General features: G+C 63.4%; 8 protein-coding genes. 4 read left to right on the forward strand and 4 right to left on the reverse strand.

Going from position 1 to position 10,817, the window contains the following annotated elements; all coding sequences use genetic code 11:
• Positions 1 to 54: 54 nt before the first annotated feature.
• Positions 55 to 1,365 carry a trigger factor gene (gene tig, locus BN1120_RS10780; protein WP_010674572.1) on the reverse strand — a complete coding sequence of 437 codons (1,311 nt, stop codon included), beginning with the start codon at positions 1,363 to 1,365 and terminating at the stop codon, positions 55 to 57.
• Between the two features lie 430 nt (positions 1,366 to 1,795).
• On the opposite strand from tig, the gene BN1120_RS10785 reads away from it, so the two are divergent.
• Positions 1,796 to 2,230, forward strand: a complete 435-nt coding sequence (locus BN1120_RS10785; protein ID WP_042016081.1) for a YccF domain-containing protein — start codon at positions 1,796 to 1,798, stop codon at positions 2,228 to 2,230.
• Positions 2,231 to 2,314: 84 nt separating this feature from the next.
• On the forward strand, positions 2,315 to 2,905 hold the full coding sequence (gene yfbR / locus BN1120_RS10790; protein ID WP_010674569.1) for a 5'-deoxynucleotidase: 591 nt from the start codon (positions 2,315 to 2,317) through the stop codon (positions 2,903 to 2,905).
• A gap of 130 nt (positions 2,906 to 3,035) precedes the next feature.
• On the opposite strand, the gene lolE is transcribed toward yfbR, so the two are convergent.
• Genes lolE through BN1120_RS10805 form a run of 3 tightly spaced genes read right to left on the reverse strand, consistent with a single transcriptional unit; the run spans position 3,036 to position 6,251 of the window.
• Entirely contained in the window at positions 3,036 to 4,277 is a 1,242-nt protein-coding gene (gene lolE / locus BN1120_RS10795; protein ID WP_039039045.1) for a lipoprotein-releasing ABC transporter permease subunit LolE, read from the reverse strand.
• Positions 4,277 to 4,975 carry a lipoprotein-releasing ABC transporter ATP-binding protein LolD gene (gene lolD, locus BN1120_RS10800; RefSeq protein WP_010674567.1) on the reverse strand — a complete coding sequence of 233 codons (699 nt, stop codon included), beginning with the start codon at positions 4,973 to 4,975 and terminating at the stop codon, positions 4,277 to 4,279. The genes lolE and lolD overlap by 1 nt, the downstream gene beginning before the upstream one ends.
• Positions 4,976 to 5,015: 40 nt before the next feature.
• Positions 5,016 to 6,251, reverse strand: coding sequence for a lipoprotein-releasing ABC transporter permease subunit (locus BN1120_RS10805; protein WP_042016083.1), 1,236 nt, complete (start codon positions 6,249 to 6,251; stop codon positions 5,016 to 5,018).
• A 76-nt stretch (positions 6,252 to 6,327) separates the two neighbouring features.
• Between BN1120_RS10805 and BN1120_RS10810 the strand changes: the two genes are divergently transcribed.
• Together BN1120_RS10810 and mfd are read left to right on the forward strand one after the other, a co-directional pair.
• Positions 6,328 to 6,903, forward strand: a complete 576-nt coding sequence (locus tag BN1120_RS10810; protein WP_042016085.1) for a hypothetical protein — start codon at positions 6,328 to 6,330, stop codon at positions 6,901 to 6,903.
• A 42-nt stretch (positions 6,904 to 6,945) separates the two neighbouring features.
• Positions 6,946 to 10,410: a transcription-repair coupling factor gene (gene mfd, locus BN1120_RS10815; RefSeq protein ID WP_042016087.1), complete on the forward strand. Its 3,465-nt coding sequence runs from the start codon at positions 6,946 to 6,948 to the stop codon at positions 10,408 to 10,410.
• Positions 10,411 to 10,817 lie beyond the last annotated feature (407 nt).

The raw sequence follows: 10,817 nt of genomic DNA on the forward strand, positions 1-10,817 counted from the left end.
TGGAGATCACACGAGCCATTATACTTAACAGTTTTGACCTTAAGTCAAATGTTCTTAGGCAGCGGCACCGGACTTGTTGATCACTTCGTCGAAGGCAACTTCTTTCTCGGTGACTTGCGCCTTGGACAGGATCAGATCGATGGCTTGATCTTCAATGGCCAGGTTGCGCACGCCGTTCAGCATCTGCTCGTTCTGCTGATAGTACTCGATCACTTCTTTCGGATCTTCGTAGGCAGTGGCCATGGACTCGATGATGCTGGTCACACGGGCGTCGTCAGCCTTGATCTCGTTGGTGCGGATGACGTCACCCAGCAGCAGACCAACGCGGACACGGCGCTCGGCCTGGGCCTGGAACAGCTCGGCCGGCAGCTCGGGGGCGTTGCCGCCCTGGAAGCCACCGAAGCGCTGCAGGGCCTGCTGACGCAGGGTGTCGATTTCCTGGGCAACGGCAGCCTTCGGCAGATCGATCTGGTTGGCTTCAACCAGGCCGTTCAGTACCTGCTCTTTCACGCTGTTTTTCAGGGCCTGGGCCAGTTCGCGCTCCATGTTCTTGCGCACTTCAGCCTTCAGCTCTTCAACGCTGCCGCTCTCGATGCCGAAACGCTTGACGAACTCTTCGGTCAGCTCGGGCAGCACTTGCTCTTCAACCTTGTGCAGCTTGGAGGCAAACTTGGCAGCCTTGCCCTTCAGGGCTTCGGCGTGGTAGTCAGCCGGGAAAGTGACCTCGATGGTGAACTCGTCGCCCGCTTTCTTGCCCAGGATGGCGTCTTCGAAGCCCGGGATCATGCGGCCAGCGCCCAGTTCCAGGGTGAAGCCTTCAGCCTTGCCACCGTCGAACTCTTCACCGTCGATGGAACCGACGAAGTCCATGGTCACACGCATGCCGTTGGCGGCAGCCACAGCGGCTTCAGTCCAGGTGGCGTGCTGCTTGCGCAGGGTGTCGATCATGTTTTCCAGGTCGCTGTCCTTCACGGTGGCAACCGGCTTCTCGACCTTGATGCTCTCCAGACCGGCAACTTCGAACTCCGGATACACTTCGAAAGTGGCGGTGAATTCGAAATCCTGACCTTCTTTGATCTCTTTCGGATCCATGGTCGGGGCGCCAGCCGGGCTCAGTTTGTTCTCGATGATGGCCTTGATGAAGTTGTTCTGCATCATTTCATCGGCAACGCGGGCGTGAGCCATGGCACCGAACATCTTCTTGATGATGGCAACCGGAGCCTTGCCAGGACGGAAACCGTCGATGCGACGGGTTTTGGCCAGGCCATTCAATTCTTTGCGCACGGCGGCGTCAACGGTAGCGGCCGGTACAGTGATGGTAAGACGGCGTTCCAGACCCTGGGTTGTCTCTACAGAAACTTGCATTCTTTTACCTCGTTCAACTCAGCACTGCGTGCTGACCCTTTATTGCCCCCGGGCAAGCCCGGAGTCTTCCTGTTTATAAAGACAACGACTGTCTTTGTGATGAGAAAATATGACGCGACATTATAGCGGCGTGCAGTGGTCGCGTCGAGCCGCACATCCCCCATCCGGGGCACAGACAGCACAATTTGCGCAAGACTTTCTCCTATATGGGGAAGCCTTGCACCGAGTTCAAGCGTTCCATCCGCAATAATTTGCACTGGCTCACTCTTTTTCACGGTAAACGGGCCATTTTGATCGCCATCCGCCGCCAATCGGGCACAAAAATGGCGTGCTGCGACCCAAATTGTCCACCTTCTCGCCTGTGCCATTGCGTCCCCCGGCAGGGCTCGCTATGGTGACAGCCAATTTACGTGCTGCTGGAGTCACCCACATGTCCTTTTTCCGCTTCTTGTTCAATCTGCTCTGGTTCGTGCTGGGAGGCGTCTTCATGGGGCTGGCCTGGTGGCTGGCGGGGCTGCTCTGCTTCATCTCCCTCATCGGGATCCCCTGGGGACGCGCCTGCTTCGTCATCGGCACTTTCACCTTCTTCCCGTTTGGCAAGCAGGCGGTGAGCCGCAAGAGCATGACGGGCCAGAGCGACATCGGCACCGGTGCCCTGGGGCTGATTGGCAACATTCTCTGGTTTGTGCTCATCGGGGTCTGGCTGGCCATCGGCCACATCGCCTCGGCGCTGGCCTGTTTCGTCACCATCGTCGGCATCCCGTTCGGCATCCAGCACCTCAAGCTGGCCCTCATCAGCCTGGCCCCCATCGGCCAGATGATAGTGACCAACCACGAGGCCGAATCGGGCCGCTACATCCGCTGACAGCCCATCTCAGGCTATCCTTGCGGGTGGAAAAAAGGGCAGACTAGGGTCTGCCCTTTTTCATTGCCCCATTCGAGGTCTTCCATGCTGCCCAGCCATTTTTTTGCCAACCTCGCCCGTATGCGCCTCATCTACCGCTGGCCCCTGATGCGCAACATCCAGCCCGAAAACATCGCCGAGCACAGCTTGCAGGTTGCCATGGTGGCCCACGCCCTCGGCCTTATCAGCAATCGCCTGTTCGGCGCTCAGGTGGATGCAGACCGGGCCGCCGTCATGGCCCTCTACCACGACAGCAGCGAGGTGCTGACCGGGGATCTGCCCACCCCGGTCAAGTACTTCAATCCCGAAATCGCCCGCGAATACAAGAAGATTGAACTTGCCGCCGAGCAGCGCCTGCTGGGCATGTTGCCGCCCGAGCTGGTCGAGGACTTTCGCCCCCTGCTCGACTCCGGCGCCCAGGACGAGGCCCTCACCAGCCTGGTGAAGGATGCAGACACCCTCTGCGCCTACACCAAGTGTCTGGAGGAGCTGAGCGTCGGCAACCGGGAGTTCGAGCCCGCGCGAAAGCGCCTCGAGCAGATGCTGGACGCCAGGATGAACCCCGCCATGCGCTACTTCATCGATGTCTTCGTGGGGAGTTTTTCACTGCCTCTCGATGAGTTGAATGCCCATTGATGCCATCAACACGGCACCAGGCATCATCTCCTCCTGCGTATTGCCCCGATAACCGCCACTTCGGGGGTTTCCCCACAAAAGAGTGACAATAAAAAGGGCCCCGCAGGGCCCTTTATCACATCCATGGGCATCAATGCCCCAGTTCCCGGGACGGCACCAGGCCGCTCGCCCGCCAGGCGGGATAGAGGGTCGCCACCAGGCTCATCAGGATGGCGGCGCCGGTCACGATGAGCAAGTCCTGCATGTGCAGCTCGGTCGGCAGGAAGTCGATGAAGTAGATGTCGGGATTGAGGAAACGGTGCCCGATCACCCCTTCGATGGCGCTCAGGATCTGGGTCAGCTTGCTGGAGAGCAGGCCGCCCAGCAGGGCGCCAAGCAAAGCCCCCGCCACCCCGTTCACCATCCCCTGGATGACGAAGGTAAGCCGGATCTGGCCCGGGCTCGCCCCCATGGTCTTCAAGATGGCGATTTCGCTGCGCTTCTCGTTCACCGCCATCACCAGGGTGGAGACGATGTTGAAGCAGGCCACCGCCACCACCATCAGCATCACCACGTACATCACGGTGCGCACCATCTGGATGTCCTGATAGAGATAGCCCTGACGGCTCATCCAGCTACTGATATAGACGTAGTGAGGGAATTTCTGGGCCGCCGCCACCGTAATGGACTGGGCCTTGAGCACGTCGCTCACCTTGAGGCTGAACCCCTCCACCGCGCTGCCCATGCCGGTGATGGCCTGGGCGTCCGCCAGGTGCATGAAGCCGAGCAGGCCGTCGAGCTGGCCACCGATCTCGAGCAGCCCCACCACGGTGAGCGCCTCCCGTTTCGGGTTCTTGATGCCGGCGGCATCCCCCGCCTGGGGCAGCAGCAGGGTGACGGTGTCCCCTGTCTTGACCCCCAGCTTGTCGGCGATGATCTTGCCGAGGATGACCCCGTGTTCACCCGCCTGCAGCTCGCGAAGACCCCGACCCGTCATGAAGTTGCCCGCATCGGAGAGATTGGCTTCCAGCTCCGGCAGCACCGCACGCAGCTGGACCCCCTTGAGGGCGGAGCCGTGCTCCAGCAGGCCGTCCAGGCGAATGACGGGGGCAGCCGCCTCCACCCCGGGCTGGGCCAGCAGGTAGTCCCTGAGCCGCGGCCAGTCAGGCAGCGGCGCTTCCATGCCGATGAGCTCGCCGTGGGGGACCACGGAGAGCACCCGGTTCTTGAGCTCCCGCTCGAACCCGTTCATGGCGGAGAGGCCAAGAATGAGGGCCATCACCCCGAGGGCGATCCCGATGAGGGAGGAGGCAGAAATGAAGGCGATGAAGCCGTTGCGGCGGCGGGAGCGGCTGTAACGCAGGCCCAGGAACAGGGGCAGCGGCTTGAACATCAGGCGACCTCCGCCATGATGCCGCTCACCAGGGTGACCCGGCGGTGGAGCTTGGCGGCCAGGCTCAAGTCATGGGTCACCACCACGAACGCGGTGCCAAGCTCGCGGTTGAGCTCGCACAAGAGCTCATAGACGGCGGTGGCGCTGGCATGATCCAGGTTGCCGGTGGGCTCGTCCGCCAGCACCAGGCTGGGTTCGTTGACCAGGGCACGGGCGATGGCCACCCGCTGGCGCTCACCACCGGAGAGCTCGGACGGTCTGTGGTTGAGACGGTGGGAGAGCCCCACCCGCCCCAGCATCTTGCTCGCCTTCTCGGTGGCGCTGGCCACCGACTCACCGGCGATCAGCAGCGGCATGGCCGCATTTTCCAGCGCGCTGAATTCCGAGAGCAGGTGGTGGAACTGGTAAACGAAACCCAGCTCCTGGTTGCGAAACCTCGCCTGGGTGCGGCTGTCCCAGCCATGGATGTCCTGCCCCTTGAACAGCACGGCGCCGCTGGAGGGGTTGTCCAGCGCCCCCATCAGGTGCAGCAGGGTGGTCTTGCCGGAGCCCGAGCTCCCCACCACCGCCAGCATCTCCCCGGGGGCGACGTCCAGCTCGATCCCCTTGAGTACCTGGGTCTCCAGATTGCCCTCTTTGTAGACATGGTTGAGGGCCTGGCAGCGCAGCAGCGGCTCGCAGGAGACGGATTGATTCATAACGGGGGCTCCACTTGCACCAGTAACAACAGAAGATGAATTATTCATAACGCAGCGCCTCCGCCGGTTTGACCCGGGCCGCGCGGGAGGCCGGGTAGAGGGTGGCACTGAAGCTCAGCAGCACGGCACCCAGCAGGATGGTCATGACCTGGGCCGGTTCGACGATGACCGGCAGACCGCTGCCCCCCGCCGCCATATAGAGGTTGAGCCCAAGGGCATTGAGCAGAGGATTGAGGCCGAAACAGAGCGCCAGCCCCGCCAGCCCTCCGAACAGGGCGCCGATGACGCCGCTCGACGCCCCCAGCACCATGAAGATCTTGACGATGCCGGATTCGCTCATGCCCATGGTACGCAGGATGGCCACCTCCCCTTCCTTGTCGGTGACCACCATCACCAGGGCGGAGAGGATGTTGAAGGTGGCGACCGCGATGATCAGCACCAGCATCAGCCCCATCATCCGTTTTTCCATGGCCACCGCCTGGAACAGCTCGCCGCGCTCGCGGCGCCAGTCCTGCCACTCCAGCCCATCCGGCAACGTGGTCTTCACCACCTCGTCGGCGGCGAAGGGATCGTCCAGCCAGAGGCGGATGCCGCCCACCTTGTCTGCGGGCAGGCGCAGCATGCGCTGGGCATCCCCGAGGGCAATCAGGGCCACCTGGCTGTCCACGTCGGCGCCGACCCCGAAGATGCCGGAGACGGTGAAAAGACGCTGGGCCGGCACTCGGCCAAAGGGGGTAAAGCGGGTACCTTCGGTCAGGATGAGACGCACCTGGTCGCCGATGGAGACCTTGAGGCGGCTGGCCACCCCCTGCCCCAGCACGATGTGGTATTCACCGGCCTGCAGGCTGTCAAGGCGCCCTCCCAGCATCTGGGCGTGCAGGATGTCATCCTTGGGCCAGCGGGCGGGATCGATCCCCTGCACGCTCACGCCGGTGAGCTGACCCGGGCTTTGCAGCATGCCTTCGCTGTCGAGCATGGGGGCCGTGGCTACCACGTGGGGCAAGCGGGCCAGATCGGGCAGACCTTCGGGCTCGGCCTCGATGCGTCCGGCCTGATTGGTCACCACCACATGGGGGATCACCCCGAGGATGCGCCCCTTGAGCTGGCCTTCGAACCCGTTCATCACCGAGATCACCACCATCAGGGCGGCGACCCCGATGGCGATGCCAAAGGTGGAGAACAGGGAGATAAAGGAGACGAAGCGGTTACTGCGTCGCGAGCCTGCATAACGCAGGCCGATGGCCAGCGACAGTGGCTGAAAAAGTCCAGTCTTCAAGGATATCTACATTGCCAACAAAATAAGATACCGGATAATAAAGGGAAACCGTCTATGACAACAAGGGATAGCCTCCATGCAGGAACAGTTCTTCAGTGTCACCCATGCCACACCGGTCAATGTGATCCCCATGCCCGGTGACTTTCATCTGCCCTCGCTGGAAGCCCTGGAGGCCGAGTTGCCCGAGCCGTTTCGCATCGCCTCCGCCATTACCTCCATCGACATGGTGACCAGCCGCCTGATCCGCAATCAGAACGATTCGATGCACGATCTGGTGGAGATCATCAACCAGCAGTCGCGCAAGATCGACATGATCATGGGCTATGTGCTGTCGGTACAGGATCACCCGGAACATCGCTTTCACACTCTGCGCTTTGGTGCTGGCCAGCTGACCTATCTGCATCCCCATCAGGGCCACGGCGAGGTGCCACACCTGCACCAGATAGTGCGGCTCAAGATCTTCCTGCGGGAAGAGGCCTCCGCCGTCTACTGCTACGGCGAGGTCGTGCAGCGGGACGCTGGAGAGCACGGCACCCACGTGATGCTCGACTACGTGCGCATCCGCGAGGATGACCGGGAGCTGCTGGTGCGCGCCAGCCTGCATGTGCAGTCGAAACAGCTCAAGCTGCGTGCCCAGGAACGTCAGCGCTAACCCAGGTCCATGTCAAAAGAACGCCAACAGTAAAAGACTCCGATGATGCCAATGACCCTCCCCGCCTTGCCCGCCAAAGCGGGCCAGAAGACAACGTTCGGCCAGCTGGTCGGCAGCAGCCTGGCGCTGGTTGCCGCCCGCCTCACCCGGGAAGCCCGAAGACCCGTCCTGCTGGTCACCGCCGATACCCCGAGCGCCCTGCGCCTTGAACAGGAACTGGGGTTCCTGCTGGCGGATCAGGATTGCCCGGTGCTGCTGTTCCCGGACTGGGAGACCCTGCCCTACGACAGCTTCTCTCCCCACCAGGACATCATCTCCCAGCGCCTCGAGACCCTCTACCAGTTGCCGCAGATGCGCCACGGCGTGCTCATCGTGCCCATCTCCACCCTGATGCTGCGCACGGCGCCCCAGGCTTATCTCGACAAATACAGCCTGATGGTCACAAGCGGCCAGCGCCTCAACCTGCAGCAGCTGCGCGGGCGTCTGGCGGAGGCGGGCTACGTGGCGGTGGAACAGGTGCTGGAGCACGGCGAATTCGCCGCCCGCGGCTCCCTGCTGGATCTCTTCCCCATGGGGAGCAGCCGCCCCTATCGCATTGATTTTTTTGACGACGAGGTGGACTCCATCCGCCCGTTCGACCCCGAGACCCAGCGCTCCAGCGAGCCGGTGAAGTCGGTGAGCCTCCTGCCCGCCCGGGAATTTCCCACCGACGAGGGGGCCATCGAGCTGTTTCGTGGCCAGTATCGCGAACAGTTCGAGATCTCCCGGGCCGAGGGCTCCGTCTATCAGGAGGTGAGCAAGGGGCGCTGGCCCGCCGGCATCGAATACTACCTGCCGCTCTTCTTCAACCAGACCGCCAGTCTGTTTGACTACCTGCCAGGCAACACCCTGCTGCTCACCGTGGGGGAGATCTACCCCGCGGCCCAGCGCTTCTGGAACGACATCGGCCAGCGCTATGAAGACAGGCGCTGGGACAACACCCGTCCCCTGCTGCCGCCCCAGCAGATCTATCTGCCGGTGGAGCAGCTCTTCGCCGCCCTCGGGGACTATGGCGCCGTGCGTCTGCAGGAGGCGACCGTTGACGGCGGAGCGGGTCAGCAGGATCTGCCCCTCGCCCCCCTGCCGGATCTGCAGCTCGACCACAGCAAGGAGCAACCCCTGCTGGCCCTTGACGGCTTCCTGCAAGGCTTTGCCGGGCGCACCCTGTTTGCGGTGGAGTCCGAGGGGCGGCGCGAGGGGCTCGGGGATCTGCTGGCGCGGATCAACCTGCAACCCCGGGAGTTTGCCTCCCTCGACGCCTTCCTCTCGAGCGATGCGCGCCACGGGCTGCTGGTCTGCCCCCTGGAGCGGGGCTTCCTGCTGCAAGAGCCCGGCCAGACGCCCCTTGCCCTCATCACCGAAGCCGAGCTGCTCGGCGGCAAGATCCGCAGCAAGCGCCAGCGGGACAAGAGCAAGAACTTAAGCTCCGATGCGGTGATCCGCAACCTGGGCGAGCTGACCCAGGGCCAGCCGGTGGTGCACCTGGATCACGGGGTCGGTCGCTACCTGGGGCTCGAGACCATAGACGCAGGCGGCCTGCCCACCGAGTTTCTGACCCTGGAATACGCCGGCGGCGACAAGCTGTTCGTGCCGGTCACCAGTTTGCACCTGATCAGCCGCTACACCGGCTCCGACAACCCGCCCAGCCACAAGCTCGGCGGCGAGGCCTGGGTCAAGGCGCGGCGCAAGGCGGCCGAGAAGGTGCGGGACGTGGCGGCCGAGCTGCTGGATGTCTATGCCATGCGGGCAGCCCGCCACGGCTTTGCCTTCAAACACGACCGGGAGGCCTATCGCCAGTTTGCCGCGAGCTTCCCGTTCGAGGAGACCGAGGATCAGCTCAATGCCATCAACGCTGTGCTCGGCGACATGTGCCAGGCCAAGAGCATGGACCGCCTGGTGTGCGGCGACGTGGGCTTTGGCAAGACCGAAGTGGCGATGCGGGCGGCCTTTGTGGCCGTGCACGGCGGCAAGCAGGTGGCCGTGCTGGTGCCCACCACCCTCCTGGCCCAGCAGCACTACGACAACTTCCGCGACCGATTCGCCAACTGGCCGGTGCGGGTGGAGGTGCTGAGCCGCTTCCGCTCCGCCAAGGAGCAGAGCGCCGTGATGAAGGAGATGGCCGAGGGCAAGGTGGACATCATCATCGGCACCCACAAGCTGCTCGGCGCCGAGCTCACCTTCAAGGATCTGGGCCTGCTCATCGTCGACGAGGAGCACCGCTTCGGGGTGCGCCAGAAGGAGAAGATCAAGGCGCTGCGCGCCGACGTGGATATCCTCACCCTCACCGCGACCCCCATTCCCCGCACCCTCAACATGGCCATGTCCGGCATGCGGGATCTCTCCATCATCGCCACCCCGCCCGCCAAGCGGCTCGCCATCAAGACCTTCGTGCGCCAGCACGAACCTGCGGTGGTGCGCGAGGCGGTACTGCGGGAATTGAAGCGCGGCGGCCAGGTCTACTACCTGCACAACGATGTGGAGAGCATCGAGAAGTGCGCCGCCGATCTTGCCGAGCTGGTGCCGGAGGCGCGCATCGGCATCGCCCACGGCCAGATGCGCGAGCGGGAGCTCGAGCGGGTGATGTCGGACTTCTACCACCAGCGCTTCAACCTGCTGGTGTGCACCACCATCATCGAGACCGGCATCGACGTGCCGAGCGCCAACACCATCATCATGGACCGGGCGGATCACCTTGGCCTGGCCCAGCTGCACCAGCTGCGGGGCCGGGTCGGTCGCTCCCACCACCAGGCCTATGCCTACCTGCTCACCCCCCATCCCAAGCTGATGACCAAGGATGCGGCCAAGCGGCTGGAGGCCATCGCGTCCCTCGAAGATCTCGGCGCCGGCTTTGCGCTCGCCACCCACGATCTGGAGATCCGGGGCGCGGGCGAGCTGCTGGGCGACGATCAGAGCGGCCAGATCGAATCGGTGGGCTTCACCCTCTATATGGAGATGCTGGAGCAAGCGGTGGAGGCGCTCAAACATGGCAAGGAGCCGTCGCTCGAGCAGCTCATGAGCCAGCATACCGAGGTGGAGCTACGCCTGCCCGCCTTGCTCCCGGACGACTACATCCCGGACGTCAACATGCGGCTCTCCATGTACAAGCGCATCGCCAGTGCCGCCGATGAGCAGGAGCTGCGGGAGCTCAAAGTGGAGCTCATCGATCGCTTCGGTCTCTTGCCGGAGCCGACCAAGACGCTGATGGAGCTGGCCGCCTTCCGCCAGCGCGCCACGGCGCTGGGCATTCGCCGGGTGGAGATGAGCGAGCGCGGCGGCTATCTGGACTTTACCCAGGAAACCAAGGTCAACCCGGCCTATCTGGTCAAGCTGCTCTCCGAGCAGCCGCGCATCTACAAGATGGACGGACCGACCCGGCTGCGCTTCCAGGTGCCGACCCAGGACAGGGCCATGCGCCTCAAACTGGTGGACGGCCTGCTGGCGGATCTCGCCCGCCATGCCACCCCCTGAGGGGGAAGCATGACGTCAGCAGGGCGCGACCTGCCGCCCATAACAACGGGAGCCCCAGGGCTCCCGTTTCGTTGCTGGCAAGGGGCGGCATCTCGCCCCCGGCCCCCCTTCTTGTCCCCGACGCCTCGGTTCGCCCTTCTGGCAGCACCATTTTGCCGCCGAATCCATCTGTTGATACGATGCATTGAGTCATCACCCATCTGAAAAACAGATGGATGTGGGGATGATCGTGGGCAAAAAACGGGTTCAACGCGCCTCGATAGCCCCGCAGATGGCCCGTGCCGTATTTATCCCGCCCACGTATCCAGACTAGGTATCCCGGCAAGGGGGCCACCAGCCATTGCACCGCGACCGCCGAGGCGCCGCGTCAGTCCGTCAGTCCGTCAATCCGTCAGTCCGTCAGTCCG

Origin of the sequence: Aeromonas caviae (genome assembly GCF_000819785.1) — a bacterium.
GTDB lineage: Bacteria > Pseudomonadota > Gammaproteobacteria > Enterobacterales > Aeromonadaceae > Aeromonas > Aeromonas caviae.

Excerpts from the sequence above, each read along its gene's own strand:
- BN1120_RS10810 (WP_042016085.1), top strand. The coding sequence starts at position 6,328 with ATGCAGGAACAGTTCTTCAGTGTCACCCATGCCACACCGGTCAATGTG.
- lolD (WP_010674567.1), bottom strand. The coding sequence starts at position 4,975 with ATGAATCAATCCGTCTCCTGCGAGCCGCTGCTGCGCTGCCAGGCCCTC.
- yfbR (WP_010674569.1), top strand. The coding sequence starts at position 2,315 with ATGCTGCCCAGCCATTTTTTTGCCAACCTCGCCCGTATGCGCCTCATC.
- mfd (WP_042016087.1), top strand. The coding sequence starts at position 6,946 with ATGATGCCAATGACCCTCCCCGCCTTGCCCGCCAAAGCGGGCCAGAAG.
- lolE (WP_039039045.1), bottom strand. The coding sequence starts at position 4,277 with ATGTTCAAGCCGCTGCCCCTGTTCCTGGGCCTGCGTTACAGCCGCTCC.
- BN1120_RS10785 (WP_042016081.1), top strand. The coding sequence starts at position 1,796 with ATGTCCTTTTTCCGCTTCTTGTTCAATCTGCTCTGGTTCGTGCTGGGA.
- tig (WP_010674572.1), bottom strand. The coding sequence starts at position 1,365 with ATGCAAGTTTCTGTAGAGACAACCCAGGGTCTGGAACGCCGTCTTACC.